Origin of the sequence: Falsiroseomonas oleicola (genome assembly GCF_019029495.1) — a bacterium.
Taxonomy (GTDB): Bacteria; Pseudomonadota; Alphaproteobacteria; order Acetobacterales; family Acetobacteraceae; genus Falsiroseomonas; species Falsiroseomonas oleicola.
The window spans coordinates 61392-76155 of sequence record NZ_JAERQM010000004.1; the positions used below are offsets into that span (position 1 = coordinate 61392).

At 70.1% G+C, this 14764-nt stretch carries 13 protein-coding genes; 1 reads left to right on the top strand and 12 read right to left on the bottom strand.

All coding sequences use genetic code 11. The features are described 5' to 3' along the window. Positions 1-17 precede the first annotated feature (17 nt). The 5 genes from JJQ90_RS14070 to JJQ90_RS14090 form a co-directional block, all read right to left on the bottom strand. The gene (locus tag JJQ90_RS14070) at positions 18-1088 is read right to left on the bottom strand and encodes an acyl-CoA dehydrogenase family protein (RefSeq protein ID WP_216876447.1); all 1071 of its coding nucleotides are present in this window, start codon (positions 1086-1088) and stop codon (positions 18-20) included. 4 nt (positions 1089-1092) lie between these two features. Then, positions 1093-2265 (bottom strand): acyl-CoA dehydrogenase family protein, encoded by a 1173-nt coding sequence (locus tag JJQ90_RS14075; protein ID WP_216876448.1) that lies wholly within the window; start codon positions 2263-2265, stop codon positions 1093-1095. Between the two features lies 1 nt (position 2266). Then, positions 2267-3037 (bottom strand): enoyl-CoA hydratase/isomerase family protein, encoded by a 771-nt coding sequence (locus tag JJQ90_RS14080; protein ID WP_216876449.1) that lies wholly within the window; start codon positions 3035-3037, stop codon positions 2267-2269. Between the two features lie 90 nt (positions 3038-3127). Beyond that, a complete protein-coding gene (locus tag JJQ90_RS14085; protein ID WP_216876450.1) occupies positions 3128-3790 on the bottom strand; it encodes a TetR/AcrR family transcriptional regulator in 663 nt (220 codons plus the stop codon). Positions 3791-3824: 34 nt separating this feature from the next. After that, a complete protein-coding gene (locus JJQ90_RS14090; RefSeq protein WP_216876451.1) occupies positions 3825-4838 on the bottom strand; it encodes a Bug family tripartite tricarboxylate transporter substrate binding protein in 1014 nt (337 codons plus the stop codon). A 228-nt stretch (positions 4839-5066) separates the two neighbouring features. Here JJQ90_RS14090 and JJQ90_RS14095 point away from each other — a divergent pair, with 228 nt between their 5' ends. Further along, entirely contained in the window at positions 5067-6674 is a 1608-nt protein-coding gene (locus JJQ90_RS14095) for an ABC transporter substrate-binding protein (RefSeq protein WP_216876453.1), read from the top strand. Between the two features lie 237 nt (positions 6675-6911). Here JJQ90_RS14095 and JJQ90_RS14100 read toward each other — a convergent pair whose 3' ends face one another. From JJQ90_RS14100 to JJQ90_RS14130, 7 genes are all read right to left on the bottom strand, one after another. Further along, positions 6912-7886 carry a Bug family tripartite tricarboxylate transporter substrate binding protein gene (locus tag JJQ90_RS14100; RefSeq protein WP_216876455.1) on the bottom strand — a complete coding sequence of 325 codons (975 nt, stop codon included), beginning with the start codon at positions 7884-7886 and terminating at the stop codon, positions 6912-6914. Between the two features lie 128 nt (positions 7887-8014). Continuing rightward, on the bottom strand, positions 8015-8848 hold the full coding sequence (locus tag JJQ90_RS14105; protein ID WP_216876457.1) for an alpha/beta fold hydrolase: 834 nt from the start codon (positions 8846-8848) through the stop codon (positions 8015-8017). A gap of 4 nt (positions 8849-8852) precedes the next feature. Beyond that, positions 8853-9677: an enoyl-CoA hydratase gene (locus tag JJQ90_RS14110; protein WP_216876459.1), complete on the bottom strand. Its 825-nt coding sequence runs from the start codon at positions 9675-9677 to the stop codon at positions 8853-8855. Continuing rightward, the gene (locus JJQ90_RS14115) at positions 9674-10870 is read right to left on the bottom strand and encodes a CaiB/BaiF CoA transferase family protein (protein ID WP_216876461.1); all 1197 of its coding nucleotides are present in this window, start codon (positions 10868-10870) and stop codon (positions 9674-9676) included. Before JJQ90_RS14115 ends, JJQ90_RS14110 begins: the two co-directional genes overlap by 4 nt. 84 nt (positions 10871-10954) lie before the next feature. Next, positions 10955-11581 (bottom strand): TetR/AcrR family transcriptional regulator, encoded by a 627-nt coding sequence (locus tag JJQ90_RS14120; RefSeq protein ID WP_216876464.1) that lies wholly within the window; start codon positions 11579-11581, stop codon positions 10955-10957. Between the two features lie 75 nt (positions 11582-11656). Beyond that, complete coding sequence (locus JJQ90_RS14125) at positions 11657-13774, bottom strand: acetate--CoA ligase family protein (protein ID WP_230410685.1); 2118 nt, start codon at positions 13772-13774, stop codon at positions 11657-11659. Continuing rightward, on the bottom strand, positions 13771-14727 hold the full coding sequence (locus tag JJQ90_RS14130) for a tripartite tricarboxylate transporter substrate binding protein (protein ID WP_230410686.1): 957 nt from the start codon (positions 14725-14727) through the stop codon (positions 13771-13773). The genes JJQ90_RS14125 and JJQ90_RS14130 overlap by 4 nt, the downstream gene beginning before the upstream one ends. Positions 14728-14764: the final 37 nt, after the last annotated feature.

The window sequence follows — 14764 nt, forward strand, 5'->3', positions numbered from 1 at the left end:
GTGCATCCCGGCCTCCGTCACGCGGCCTGCGCCAGCAGGCGGCTCGCCTGGAAGCTGCGGTCGCCGAATTCGAACTCCGCCATCATCACGCGGCGTGCCAGGCGGATGGCGGCGACACCTTCAGTCAGACCCATGCCGCCATGCATCTGGATGGTCTCATGCGCCACCAGACGCCCGGCCTCGCCGAGCCGCAGCTTGGCGAAGGCGATGTCGCGCCAGGGCAGCGCATCCGCCGCCGCTGCCTCACGCAGCGCATGCGCCACCAGCCCCCGCAGGTTCTCATACTCCACATACATCTCCGCCACGCGATGCCGCAGTGCCTGGTAGGAGGCGAGCGGCGCGTTGAACTGTACGCGATCGGAGAGAAAGGCGATTGTCTGCTCGATGATCGCGCCCATGGCGGAGACACCCTCGATGCAGGTCAGCAGCGCCCCGAGGTCGCGCGCACGCGCCACGTGATCGGCGATGCCGCGCGCCAGCACCTGATCCGGCGCCACCGCCACGCCCGCGCAATGCCAATCGGCGGCGAGCCGCCCGTCGATCCGCAGCGACAGGTTCTGGGTGATGCCGGACGAGTCGACCGGCAGCAGCAGGAGTTCGCCGGCGGCTGTGGCCAGCAACAGATGCGTGGGATCCGGCGGTGTCTCCACGCCCACAACGCCGCCTTCCAGCGTCCGGTCGAAGCGCAGCCCGGCCGCGCCGGGATCCTGCGCGGCATCGGGCAGGATCAAGCAGATCCGCGCCGATCCCTCCGCCACCTGTGCGAGCATGTCGCGCGCACTCGCGGCGGCCAGCAGGGCAGGGGTCACGACGCAGGCCGTCGCGATGGGCAGCGGCAGCCCGCCGCGCCCGGCACCACAGGCCAGCGCCGCGACATCGGACAGGTCGCCGCCGGCGCCGCCCGCATCCTCCGCGACCATGGTCGCCATCCAGCCGAGGCCGGCGATCGCATCCCAATGCCGGCGCAGGCAGGCCGCCTGCTCGCCCGCCTCGGACAGGGCGGAAAGTTCCGCATCAGCCTCCAGCGCCAGGCGTTGCGCCATCTCATAGGCATCGCCGCCGACCAGCGGACTCGCGGTGAAGGGCATGGCGTCAGGATCCGAAAAGCTGCTTGGCGATCACGTTCTTCTGCACCTCGCTGCTGCCGCCATAGATCGTGCGCACACGCATATACATGTAGTTCTGCACCCATTCGATGCCGGGCGCTTCGGCATTCGGCCCGCTGCCATCGATGCGGCGGAAGCGCGGCGCCAGGCGTTCGCCGACGGCATCCATCGCCACCTCCGCCACATGCTGATGCGTGACGCTGGTGGAGAGCTTGAGCACGGAAGGCAGCAGGCCGAGCGGCCGGCCTTCCATCACCGCCGCCACCGCTTCCTTGCCCAGCGCCAGCGCCCCGCGCAGCTCCGCCTCCGCCAGCAGCAGCCGCAGCTCCAGCGCCGCCCGCTTCGCACGATGCGTTTCGCCGGTCAGTTCCTGTGCGACCAGTTCGCGCGTGCGTTCCAGGTTCTTCAGCGCCGGCGCGACATTGGCGCCGCCGAGGCGCTCGCGTTCCAGCAGGAACTTGCCATAGGTCCAACCCTCGCCTTCCTCGCCGATGCGGTTGGCGACGGGCACGCGCACCTTGTCGAGGAACACCTCGTTCACATGGTGCCAGCCATCAATGGTACGGATCGGCCGGATGGTGATGCCGGGCGAGTCCAGCGGGATCAGCAGCATGGTGATGCCTTGCTGCTTCTTCGCCTCCTTGGCGGTGCGGACCAGCGTGTACATCCAGTCCGACTCATGCGCGTGGGAGGTCCAGGTCTTCTGGCCGTCCACGATGTAGTCATCGCCCTCGCGTCGCGCCGCGGTGCGCAGCGAGGCAAGGTCCGATCCGGCGCCGGGTTCGGAATAGCCCTGGCACCACCAATCCTCGCCGCTGAGGATGCCGGGCAGGAAGCGCGCCTGCTGTTCCGGCGTGCCGAATTCGATGATGACGGGGCCGATATGGCGCAGCCCGTGATGGTACTGCGGCGGGCAATCATTCTCCGCCATCACCTCGTCGAAGATGTGCCGCTGTTGCGGGTCCCAGCCGGTGCCGCCGAACCGCTTCGGCCAGCTCGGCGCACCCCAGCCATGCGCATGCAGGATCTGCTGCCAGGGCTGCCAGATCTTGCGCGACAGCTTGCGATAGGTGGCGACGACGGCGCGGATCTCGGGCGGGCAGCGCGTCCGCGCGAATTCCGTCACCTCGCGCCGGAAGGCCGCGTAGTCCACTTCCATCTCAGCGGCCCTTGAAGACGGGCTTGCGCTTCTCGAGCTGGGCAGCGCGGGCCTCCTTCGCATCCTCCGTCTTCGCCAGCTCGTAGGTGAAGTTCTGCTCGAAGCGATAGGCGTCCTTCGCCGGCATCAGCTCCACCATGTTGCAGCTGTTCTTGGCGTACTTGATGCCGAGCGGGCTTTTCTGCGCGATGCGCGTGGCCATCGCCATGGCGGCGGTCATCAGCTCCTCCACCGGCCAGACGGAATCGATGACGCCGAGGCGGTACAACTCGCTGGCCGGCAGCCGGTCCCCGGTGAACATCAGGCGGCGCGCATAGGATTTGCCGAAGAGCTCGTTGATCATTGCGGCGCCGCCGGCCAGGCCGACATCGATCTCCGGCATGCCGAACACCGCGGTGTCGGAGGCCAGCATGATGTCGCAGGCGGCCATCAGCCCGAAGCCCGCGCCGAGCGCCGCGCCATTCACCGCCGCGATCACCGGCTTCGCGCATTCCTTGATGGCGTTCCCCGTCTCCCGCGTGATGCGGTTGTGGTGCCAGAAGGTGCCGGCCTTGCTCGGGTCGGGCCGCTGCTTCAGGTCGGCGCCGGCGCAGAAGATCCGGCCCTGGCCGGTGAGCACCACCACGCGGATGTCGTCGCGGTCCGTCACCTCGTCGAAGATCTCGATGATGCGGTTGCGCATCTCGGCGTTCACCGCGTTGACCGGCGGCCGGTTCAGCGTTGCCACTGCCACGTAGTCCGAGACTTCCAGCTTCACGACATCCGACGACATGGCGTTGGTTCCTCCTGGCTCGGCAGCCGACCGATCGGTCGGGAGGCTATGCGCAGGCCAGCCAGGGCGCAAGTGGCGAAAATGCGAGGACTACTCTACGGCCTTCTTCCTCTGGCGAACGGCCTTGGCGGGTGGCGCCGCGCGCAGGCCGTCCAGCAGCAGGTTGCAGAACTGGCCCGCGATCTCGGGCGCCTTCAATGGCCCGGCCGGGTTGTACCAGCGCGGCATCCAGTTGATGGTACCGAGCACCAGCCGGCCGGCGATCTTCACGTCGCCGATCTTCAACTCGCCCGAATCGATGCCCGCCTGCAGGATGTCCCGCAGCAACTGCTCGTAGCGGTCGCGCCAGGCGACGCGTTCCTTGCGTGCCCGCGCTTCCGGGTCCGACCAGAAGGCGGTGGAGCCCGCGATCCAGGCCCAGCGGAAGGCCTCGAAGAAGGTTGCCGTCTCCACGATGAAGCGCCGCAGCCGGTCCACGGCCGGCAGCGTGGCATCATCATGACGCGCGACATGCAGGTAGATCGATTTGGTCGCGCCCATGGCCAGCGGCCGCAGGATCGAATCCTTGTCCGGGAAGTAGTGGTACAGCGTGGCCTTGGAGATTCCGCACTCCGCCGCGATGTCGCGCATGGAGACGCCATCGAACCCCCGTTGGGCGAATTGCCGGCAGGCCACCTCGTAGATCTGGATGATGCGGCCGCTCGGCACCTCCCCATTGCCGTCTAGCCCCAGCAGGCCCGCCAGGTCGTCCACTGGCGGGGGCGGCGCGACCTCGCGCTTGCGCGGGCTAGCGCGGCGTGATGCCGACGCGGCGGATGACTTCGCCCCACTTCGCGACTTCGTTTCGGAGTAGGCCACCCAGTTCCTCCGGCGTGCTCGAAACCGGCGGAGATGCGCCGGCCGCCCGCATTCTCTCACGCAGCGCCGGGTCTGCAAGCACCTTCACCAAGGCCTGGTTCAGCCGCTGGATAATGGGCCGCGGCGTGCCGGAACGGACGCAGACATAGTTCATCACCGTGACCTCGAAGCCCGGGAGCGTCTCCGCCACCGTTGGAACCTCCGGCAGGTCGGGCGAACGGCGGGCGCTGGTCACGGCGATGGGGCGCAGATTGCCGGCCTCGATCAGCGGGATCATCGGCCCGTAGGTGTCGATCGAGATATCGACCCGCCCGGCCGCCACATCCTGCAGCGCCAGGCCGGTGCCGCGATAGGGTACGTGCGACATGCGGATTCCGGCCTGCATGCACAGCAATTCACCCGAAAGATGGCTGCCCGCGCCGATGCCGGAACTGGCGAAAGTGAGCTCCCCGGGCCGCGCCTTGGCCAGCGCGATCAGTTCCGCCACGCTGCGGGCCGGGACGTCCTTGTTCACCACCATCAGGTAGGCGCCCTGCGTCAGCAGGCTGACCGGGGCGAAGTCGCGGTCCGGGTCATAGGGCAGGTTGGCCATCAGGAAGCGATTGGTGACCAGAGGCCCCGGCGTGCCGTAGAGCAGCGTGTAGCCATCCGCGGGTGCCTGCGCCACCGCGGCGGTGCCGATGGTGCCGCCGGCGCCGCCGCGATTCTCCACCACCACGGTCTGGCCCAGCTCCGCGCCCAGCGGTTCCGCCACGAAGCGCGCCGTCAGGTCCGCGCCGCCGCCCGGCACGAAGGGCACGATCATGCGGAGCGGCCGCGTGGGGTAGGATTGCGCCAGGCCACCGCGCGGCAGCAGGGCTGCGGTGGCGAGCGTGACGGCGGCGGCGAAAGCGCCGCGGCGGCCGAGGTCGCCCTTGTCCCGGTTGCGGTCCTGCGCGGTCATGTTGATGTTCCTTCCCCGTTCCGGCGACGCTCCTTCACCGGCGCCGCATTCGGACCAACCGAGCGGTCGGTCCCGGACCGCATAGCGCCATCACGCCCGGCGACGCAAGTCGCCAGGCCGCGCGCCGTGACGGCTTGCGGCAGCCGCGGCACGCGCATAGTCTCCGGCAACCAACCGATCGGTCGGTATGGATGAGCGCCGGAACGGCGCCGTGGGAGGAAACTGCAGATGCTCCAACATGCTCGTCGCAGGAAGGGCCTCGGTGCCCTGCGCCGGATCGTCGCAGGGCTGGCGGCAGTGCCGCTCGGGGTCGGGCTGGCCGCCGCGCAGACGCTCACCATGGGCGTCGGCTCGCCAGTATCCTCCATCGATCCGCATTACCATCTGCTGCGCAGCAACAGCGAAGTCTCGCAGATGCTGTTCGACACGCTGCTGATGACCGATGCGCAGGCGCAGCTGCGCCCGGGGCTGGCCGAGAGCTGGCGCGCCATGGGCGAGGAAGGCTGGGAATTCCGGCTGCGGGAGGGGATCCGCTTCCATGACGGCACGCCCTTCACCGCCGATGACGTGGCCTTCACGCTGGCACGCATCCCCACCATCACCGGCCCCGGCGCATCCTTCACCACCCATGTCCGCCCGGTCAGCCGGGTGGAGGTGGTGGATGCCCGCACGATCCGCCTGTACACGCGCGCCCCTGCGCCGCTGCTTCCGGTCTATCTCAGCCAGGTACCGATGCTCGGCCGAAGCCTGCATGCGGATGCGACGACGGCCGATTTCAACAGCGGCCGCGTCGCCATTGGCACCGGCCCGTTCCGCTTCGGCAGCTACACGCCCGGCGACCGGCTGCAGGTGGCGCGGAATGAGGGCTATTGGGGCGAGAAGCCCGAATGGGCCAGCGTGAACTACCGCATGATCTCGAATGACGGCGCGCGCACCGCGGCGCTGCTGGCCGGGGATGTCGATTTCATCGACCAGATCCCGACGGCGGATCTCGACCGCCTGCGCGCCGACAGCCGCTTCCGCGTGGCGGAGACGACGAGCCTGCGCGTCATGTACATCACACTGGATGCGGAGCGTACACCGCCGGTGCCGCAGATGGCCGCGGCGGATGGCGGCGCGCTGGCGCGCAACCCGCTGGCGGATCGCCGCGTGCGGCAGGCGCTGTCGCTGGCAATCGACCGGCGGATGATCGTGGACCGCGTGATGCAGAAGGCCGCGCTCGCCACCGGCCAGTTCATGCCGCCCGGTGCCTTCAGCCATATCGACAACCATCCGGTTCCGGCGGCGGATCCCGAAGCCGCGCGCCGCCTGCTGGCCGAGGCCGGCTACCCGCAGGGCTTCCAGATGACGCTTGCGGGGTCCAACGACCGCTACATGAATGATTCGCGCGTCGTGCAGGCGATCGGCCAGATGTGGACCCGCATCGGCATCCGCACCACGGTGGAGGCGCAGCCCTATGCCACCTTCATAGGCCGCGCCACGCGTCGGGAGTTTCCGGCGGCGCTGCTGACCTGGGGCAATTCCACCGGCGATGCCTCCGTCCTGCTGAATTCGGTGCTGCGCAGTCGAGACCGCGAGCGTGGCCACGGCGCCGCCAACCGCACCCATTACAGCAATGCGGAGGTGGATCGCCTGACCGGCGAGGCGGAGCGCGAGATGGATGATGCGAAGCGCGACCGCCTGCTGCAGCAGGCGAGCCTGGCCGCGATCGATGACGTCGCGCTGGTGCCGCTGTACCTGCAGAACGCGCTGTGGGCGATGCGCCGCGACTTGACCTATACGGCCCGCGCCGATGAGCGGAACGAGCCCGCCGCGGTGCGCCGCACCACCCGCTGAGGCTGCCGCAGGTCGCAGGAGGTTTGCGGTCGCCGGATCTCGGCGCCGCAGCCTCCTGCGCTCTGGCCACAGTGTTGCTCCAATAGAGAACACTAGGACTGGTTGTGCCGTGGCGGGACGGCCCGGCAGGGCAACGCCCTTCGGCCTGGCGCCGGCCGGGGGCCTGGAGCGGAGGTTGGGGTGCGCGGATACGACCGCCTCACCCCGACCCCCATGCCGCGTGCGCAGGGCCACGCCTCAGCGGCGACTGCGCTCAATCGCCGCCAGTGCGATCGGCGCCCATTTCGCCCGTTCCGCCGCGCCGCGCCGCGCGAACTCCTCGGCCGTGCTGTGCAGCGGGGCCATGCCCTCGCGCTCGAAGGTCGCGACCACGGAAGGGTCGGCGGTGGTGGCGTTGATCGCGCGGTTCAGCTTCTCGATCACCGCCGGCGGCGTGCCCTTCGTTGTCATGATGCCAAACCAGCCGCTGACCACGAAGTCGCGGAAGCCCTGCTGCTGCATCGTCGCTACATCCGGCAGCAATGCCAGCCGCTCCGGCGTCGGCGCCGCCAGGGCGCGCAGGGTACCATCGCGGATCTGCGGCAATGCGGTTGGCGTGGTGGCGAAGCAGAAATCGATGCGGCCGGCCATCACATCGACCAGCGCCGGCGCGCCGCCGCGGTAGGGTATCTGGATGGTCTCGATCCCCGCATCCTTATCCAGCAGCAACCCGGCGAGCCAGGGGCTGGAACCGACGCCGGGATGCGCCCAGGACAGCTGACCCGGCCGGGCCCGTGCCGCCGCCACAAGGTCCGCCACGCTGCGCCAGGGGCGGCTTGCCGGCACCACCAGCACCGTCATCACATCCGCCACCAGCGAGACCGGCGCGAGGTCGTCCATCGGCTTGATCGGCAGGCTCGGCTCGGTGATCGTGTTGATGATCAACGAGCCCATGTTCCCGGTGCAGATGGTGTAGCCATCGGCCGTGGCGCGGGCGACCGGTTCGAAGGTCAGCATGCCGGCACCACCGCCCTTGTTCTCGACCACCACATTCTGGCCGAGGCGGGCAGAGATGCCGGGGGCGACGAGCCGCGCCGTCAGGTCCTGTGATCCGCCCGCGGCGGAACCGACCAGCATGCGGATCGTCCGCGTCGGCCAGGCGGGATCCGCACGGGCCGTAGCGGTGGCGGCGAGCGACAGCGCGGTACCTGTCAGCAGACGACGTGTGATCATGGCTTCCTCCCTGGCATGGCCGAAGGCGCCCAGGCGCGCATCGGCGCGTTCCTCCACCGACCCGGCGTCCTTGACGACGCTTCGACCGGCCGGTCGGTCGAAACGCTAAACCCGGGTTCCGGCAGCGGTCAAGCGATCTGCGGCAGGCTCAGCAGCAGCGCGTCGAAATCCGCCGCGGCCTCATGCGCCACCCAATGCCCGGCGCCATCCAGCAGGTGAATCCGGGCATCGGGGCGCAGCGCATGCAGCCGCGTCATCCGCTCCGGCAGCATGTCCGCGCAGAAATTGTCGCGGCTGCCCCAGACCACCAGCGGCGCCACCGCAAGGCGTGGCAGAGCGGCGCCGAGGTCAAGTCCCTCGCGCGGCAGCGGCGTGGCGCGCAGCCTGCTGGCGTTGCGGTCCTCGATCTCCATCGCCAGCCCATCCACGGAATCGGGATCCGCCAGCATCAGGCTCAGGATGTTCGCGCGCAGCGCCTCGGCGCGGGCTTCCGGCGGCAATCCGCGCAGGCGCCGCGTTGGCCGCGGGGTGAACGCGCCGAGCCCACCGGGCGCCGCGAGCACCAGGCGGTGCACGGCCTCCCGCTCCGCCGCCGCCAGCAGCACGGCGAGCGCGCCACCGAAGGAGAAGCCGACGACCGCATAACGCGCATCGGCACCGAGGATCCGCCGCAGCCCCTGGCCCAGCATCGCCGCAAGGCCCGCATGCAGCGTGCCGGGCGGCGCCAGGTCCGAATCCCCCATGCCGGGCAGATCCGGCACCAGCAGGCGATGGCGTCGCGCGAGAACCGGGATGTTGCGCGCCCAGTGCATCCAGGACCCGCCCCAGCCATGCAGCAGCAGCAAGGGCGGCCCTTCGCCCCAGCCGCGCCAGATCATCACCCCCTCGCCGCAGGGCGTGGACCAGCGCGCGGCCTCGCGGTCCAGCCGGTCCAGCAGCGTGGCGGCCTCCTCGCGCTCCATCGGCTCAGCACCCGGTGAAGCGTGGCAGGCGCTTCTCCATGAAGGCGGTGCGGCCTTCGCGGTAATCCGCGCTGTCGGCGCAGGTGGCGGCCAAGGCCTCCAGCCGCGCCAGGTCGCGCTGCGCCGGGTCCTGCAGCACCGCCGCAATGCCGAGCCGGGCCGCCTGGATGGCCAGCGGCGCGTTCTGGGCGATCTCGGCTGCCAGGGCCAGCGCCTCCGCCTCCAGCGCATCATCGGGCACGACCTGGTTGATCAGGCCGATCCGCTCCGCCTCCTCCGCCCCGATGCGGCGCGTGCTGAGCAACAGCATGCGGGCGCGGGCCGGGCCGATCAGGGAGACCAGCAGGCGCAGCCCCTCGAAGCCATAGGCGATGCCGAGCCGCGCGGCGGGGATGCCGAAGCGGCTGCCGCTGCCGGCCAGGCGCAGATCCGCCGCCATGGCGATGGCCAGCCCGCCGCCCAGGCAGTAGCCGCGGATCGCCGCGATCATCGGCTTGCCGAAGCGGCGCAGCGCATCGCGGCCCGTCTGGATGCGCGCCGCATAGTCCCGCTGCGCCGCATGGTCGCCGCGCTGCTTGTCGAACTGGCTGATATCGGCGCCGGAGACGAAGGCCTGGTCGCCGGCGCCGGTGAGGATGACGACGCGCACCGCGGGATCCGCTTCCATGCCCTGCAGAATCTCTGCCAGCCCCTGCCACATCTCGACGGAGATGGCGTTGCGCTTCTCCGGCTGGTTGAAGGTGACCAGGCCGATGCCGCCGGCCTGCGCCGCCAGCATCCGCCCCTCCGCGAAGGCGCGCGGCGTACCGAGATCGGTGAAGCGCTTCATGGCGCGGCTCCGGTCACGGCATCGATCTCGGCCTCGCTCAGCCCGGCCTCGCGCAGCACCTCCCGCGTATGTTCGCCGGCCTCGGGCGTCGGCCGCCGGACGGCGCGCGCATGGCCCGAGACGTCGAGCGCCGAGCTCACCACATCGACGCGCCCGAGCGCCGGGCTCTGCATCGGCATCGCCAGGCCGAGATGCTGCACCTGCGGATCGGCGAAGACCTGGTCGATGGCGTAGATCGGCCCGCAGGGAATGCCGGCTTCCTCGAACAGCTCGATCCAATGCGCGGCGGGCTGGGTGCGCGTCACCTCCGCGATGGCGGCGTTGATGGCCAGGCGATCGGCGCTGCGGCCGGCCTGCGTTGTCCAGCCAGGCTTCTCCGCCCAGTCGGGCCGGCCGATGGCGGCGCAGAAGCGGGTGAACAGGCGGCTGGAACTGGCGGCGATGTTGATGTGGCCGTCGCGGGTGGGGAAGACGCCGGTCGGGATGCCGGTCGGGTGGTCGTTGCCCGCCTGGCCGGCCACCTCCTGGTCCACCAGCCAGCGCGCCGCCTGGAAATCCAGCATGAAGACCTGCGCCTGCAGCAGCGAGGTGGTGACCCAGCGGCCCAGCCCCGTCCGCGTGCGTTCGAACAGCGCCATTATGATGCCGAGCGCAAGCAGGTTGCCGGCGGTGAGGTCCGCCACCGCGATGCCGGCCCGCACCGGTCCCTGGCCCGGCAGGCCGGTGATCGACATCAGGCCGCTCATCCCCTGCGCGATCTGGTCCACACCGGCGCGATCGGCATAGGGGCCGTCCTGGCCGAAGCCGCTGATGCTGCCATAGACGATGCGCGGATTGACGGCATGGACATCCGGCCAGGCGATGCGCAGGCGCCGCTTCACGGCGGGCCGCATGTTTTCCACCACCACATCGGCATCCCGCAGCAGGCGCAGGAAGGCGGCGTGGCCTGCGGGGCTTTTCAGGTCGAGCTGGATGGCGCGCTTGTTGCGGTGCAGGTTCTGGAAATCGGCGCCGTGACGGCGCCCGGCGACATCCTCGCCCGGCCCCGCCGGCGGCTCGATCCGGATCACATCCGCGCCCCAGTCGGCCAGGTGGCGCACGCAGGTCGGACCGGCGCGGGCCAGCGTCAGGTCCAGCACGCGAAGGCCCGCGAGCGGCCCCGCGGCGGGTGCTTCATGAGGGGCTTCCGGCATCAACAACCTCCCTTGCCTCGGCCGTCGACCGACCGGTCGGTCGATTAGGCGCGCAGCCGCGCCACCTTGGCAAGAGGGGCGTGTTCAGCCAGGGCGGGGCATGAAGCCGGCGACGATCATGCCGTAGAACTGGTCGGCGATCTCGGGCGCAGTCAGCGGACCCTCCGGGTTGTACCAGCGGGGCAGCCAGCTCAGCGTGCTGGCCACCAGCCGCCCGGCCAGCGCCACATCCATCGGCCGCATGTCGCCGCGGCGGATGGCTTCCTCGATGATGCTGCGCAGCAGCGTCTCATACCGGTCGCGCCACTCCAGCCGCTGCTTGCGGCGGCGGACCTGCGGATCGTTCCAGAAGATGGCGGAACCGGCGATCCAGGCCCAGCGATAGCGCTCGAAGAAGGTCGCCGTCTCCACCATCAGCGTGCGCAGGCGCTCCAGCGGCGGTCGTTCCGGATCATCCAGCGCGGAGACGTGCTGGAAGATGGACCGCGTGGTGCCCATCACCATCGGGCGGATGATGGAATCCTTGTCCGGGAAGTAGTGGTACAGCGTGGCCTTGGAGATTCCGCATTCCTGCGCGATGTCGCGCATCGAGGTGCGGTCGAAGCCCTGGGTGGCGAACAGCTTCGCCGCCGCGGTCAGGATCTGGAGCATCCGTTCCGGCGGCGGGCCTTGCGATGTGCTGAAGCTGAGAAGCTCGCTGAGGTCTTCCATGGGCTTTCCGGTCATCCGGCCTTGACCGATGTCGGCCGGCCCGGCGCGGACCCTTGCGGCGGCGGGCCGGCCCTGTCAACCGGCTTCGCGCCGCAGGATCACCGCATCCACCGCGACGCCGCCTTGCGGCAGCGCGATGAAGGGGTTGATCTCGACGCTGGCCAGCGAATCCCGGTGCCGCAGGGCGAAGCCGGCCAGCGCCACCAGCGCATCCGCCAGAGCCTGCAAATCCATCGGTGGACGGCCGCGCGCGCCCTGCAGCAGCGGCAGGCCGCGAATGCCGTGGAACTGCGCGAGCGCCGCCTCCCGCGTCAGCGGTGTCAGGCGGAACACCACGTCGCGGAACACCTCGACGAAGACACCGCCGAGGCCGAACATCACGAGCGGGCCGAAGACCGGGTCGATGGTGACGCCCAGCACCGTCTCCACCCCGCCGGTGATCATCGGCGCCACCAGCGCGCCGTCCAGCCGGGCCTGTGGCGCCTTGGCGGCGACCTCCCGCATCATCGCTTCCCAGGCGGCCGCGACCTCCGTTGCGTCGCGCAGGTTCAACCGCACGCCGCCGACGTCGGATTTATGCGCGAGATCGACCGAGAGCACCTTGAGCGCCACCGGGAAGCCCAGCGCCTCGGCCGCCGCCACCGCTTCCATCACGCTGCGGGCGGTACGTTCCGGGGCGAAGGGAATTCCGGCCTCCCCCAGCAGGCGCTTCGCTGCGGCCTCGTCCAGCGGGCCGGGCGGCAGGGACAGTGCCGGCGGCAGTGGCGCGGCCGGCAGCGGGGCAGGGCGGGCGCGCAACCGGGCCAGGGCGCCGGCCACGGTCATCGCGCGGCTCGGATCCTCGATCACCAGGAAGCCCATCGCCTCCAGATCCAGCCGCGTCGCTGGCGGGCAGACGAAGCACAGGATGAACAGCTTGTCCGGATGCGCGGCCCGCAACCTGGCAAGCATCGGGCGCAGCGTCTCCATCGCCCGCTCACTCAGCCCCATCAGCGCCAGGAAGGCGATGACAATGTCGAAGCCATCGCCTTCCATCATGATGTCGATCATGCGGCCGAGCAGCGTTCGGTCGTTCACCACCTGCGCCGTGGCATCCACCGGATTGCGCGGATTGGCGAAGGGCACCAGTTCCAGGATGCGGGACTGCGCCGCGGCGGGCAGCGCAGGCATGGCCAGCCCACGAGCCTCCGCATGGTCCGCCAGCAGCACGCCGACGCCGCCCGAGATCGTGATGACGCCGAGCCGGTTGCCCGGCGGCAGGATCCCGGCGGCGCAGGCCAGCGCCACATCGACCATTTCCTCGATCGACTGGGCGCGATGCACGCCGGCCTCGGCGAAGGCCGAGTCATAGGCCGCATCGGTGCCGGCAAGCGCGCCGGTGTGGGACGCCGCGGCATCAGCCCCGAGCGCGGAGGTGCCCACCTTCATCGCCACCACGGGCTTGCCGCGCGCCGACGCCAGGGCCAGCGCCGCGCGCATCCGCGCACCGTCGCGGCAACCCTCTATGGAGATGACGATGACCTGCGTCGCCGGATCCTCGGCGAACCAGGCGATGCAGGCGGCGACATCGACATCCGCCTCGTTGCCGGTTGCGACGAAATGGCTGATCCCGGCGCCGCGCTGGTGCAGCAGCGTGTAGCAATAGGTGCCGAAGGCGCCGCTCTGGCTGGCGATGGCGATGCCGCCCGGCTTCGGCCAGGTGCCCTGCAGGGACGCCGAGAAGGTGCAGAACACGCCATCCGCCGGATTGAACAGGCCGAGGCAGTTCGGCCCCAGCATGCGGATGCCGGCCTGCCGGCAGCGCGCCGCCATCGCGTCCTGCCGCGCGCGCCCCACCTCATCCACCTCCCCGAAGCCGGAGGTGAACATCAGGATGGCGCCGGCGCCGCAGCGGATGCAGGACTCCACCGCCTCCTCCGCCATGCGCGCCGGCAGGGCGATGACGACGAGGTCGGCCGGGACGGGCAGATCCTCCAGCCTGGGATAGGCGGGCAGGCCCTGGACCGTCGGCTGCGCCGGGTTCACCGGATAGATGGCGCCGGTGAAGCCGCCCTGCAGCAGATAGTCCACCGGCCTGCCGCCGATCTTGCGCGGGTCGCTCGAAGCGCCCAGCACCGCGATGCTGCGCGGCCGGAACAGCGCGTCCAGCCCCTGCGGCCGTGCCGCCTGCTCCGCCATGGTGTCCATGCTCATTCGATCCGCAGGTTCAGGCGCTGCACGATGGCCTGTTCCTTGACCACCTGCTGGCGCGCGAAGTCCCCATAGGCCGCGCTGTCCATATACATCACGGGCTGGTCGAGCCCCTGCAGATAGGCGAGGGAGTCCGGGTGGTAGAGCGCTTCCTTGAAGGCGTCGTGGAGCACCTTCACGACGCCCGGGTCCATGCCCTTCGGCCCGGCGAGGCCATAGGGCGATGTGGCGACGATATCGTAGCCGAGATCCTTCAGCGTCGGCGCATCAGGGTAGCGGGCGATGCGCTGCGGCGTCCAGACATTCAGCAGCCGCAGCCGGCCATCCAGTACCAGGGAGGACCAATGGCTGGCCGTTGCCACCGCATCGATCGTGCCGCTGAGCAGCGCGCTGGTCAGTTCGCTGCCGCCGCGATACGGCGCATGCAGCCATTCGACCTTCTCGATCTCCGCGATGCGGTCCATCACCACATGCGATTCGGTGCCGACGCCGGGCGAGCCGTAGGAGATGCGCCCGGGCTGGCGCTTGCTCGCCGCCAGGAAATCCGCCCAGGTCCTGTGGGGCGAATCCGCGCGCACGACCAGGCCGAAAGTGTAGCCCGTGAGGCAGATGATGTAGGTGAAATCCTCCACCGGATCATAGGGCATGCGCGGCATCATATAGGGCACGCGGAAGACGGAGCCGGGGATCTGCGCCAGCGTGTGACCATCCGCCGGCTCCGATGACAGGGCACGGGCGGCCAGCGTGCCGTTGGCGCCGGCGCGGTTCTCGATCACCACCGGCTGGCCCAGCTTCGGCCCGACCAGATCCGCCAGCACGCGCGTATAGACATTGGGGCCGGGCGCCCAGGCGGCGAAGATGCGGACCGGACGGTTGGGAAAGCCAGCGCGCGGTTGGGCCAGGGCTGGCAGGGCAAGACCGCCGGCCGCCGCGGCCAACACAGCGCGTCGCGTCAAGGTTGTTCTGCTGTTCTTCATTGTTTCCTCCTTGCTC

Coding starts and splice junctions, on each gene's coding strand:
- JJQ90_RS14120 (WP_216876464.1), bottom strand. CDS start 11,581: ATGGAAGACCTCAGCGAGCTTCTCAGCTTCAGCACATCGCAAGGCCCG.
- JJQ90_RS14100 (WP_216876455.1), bottom strand. CDS start 7,886: ATGATCACACGTCGTCTGCTGACAGGTACCGCGCTGTCGCTCGCCGCC.
- JJQ90_RS14080 (WP_216876449.1), bottom strand. CDS start 3,037: ATGTCGTCGGATGTCGTGAAGCTGGAAGTCTCGGACTACGTGGCAGTG.
- JJQ90_RS14075 (WP_216876448.1), bottom strand. CDS start 2,265: ATGGAAGTGGACTACGCGGCCTTCCGGCGCGAGGTGACGGAATTCGCG.
- JJQ90_RS14095 (WP_216876453.1), top strand. CDS start 5,067: ATGCTCCAACATGCTCGTCGCAGGAAGGGCCTCGGTGCCCTGCGCCGG.
- JJQ90_RS14105 (WP_216876457.1), bottom strand. CDS start 8,848: ATGGAGCGCGAGGAGGCCGCCACGCTGCTGGACCGGCTGGACCGCGAG.
- JJQ90_RS14115 (WP_216876461.1), bottom strand. CDS start 10,870: ATGCCGGAAGCCCCTCATGAAGCACCCGCCGCGGGGCCGCTCGCGGGC.
- JJQ90_RS14070 (WP_216876447.1), bottom strand. CDS start 1,088: ATGCCCTTCACCGCGAGTCCGCTGGTCGGCGGCGATGCCTATGAGATG.
- JJQ90_RS14125 (WP_230410685.1), bottom strand. CDS start 13,774: ATGAGCATGGACACCATGGCGGAGCAGGCGGCACGGCCGCAGGGGCTG.
- JJQ90_RS14090 (WP_216876451.1), bottom strand. CDS start 4,838: ATGACCGCGCAGGACCGCAACCGGGACAAGGGCGACCTCGGCCGCCGC.
- JJQ90_RS14110 (WP_216876459.1), bottom strand. CDS start 9,677: ATGAAGCGCTTCACCGATCTCGGTACGCCGCGCGCCTTCGCGGAGGGG.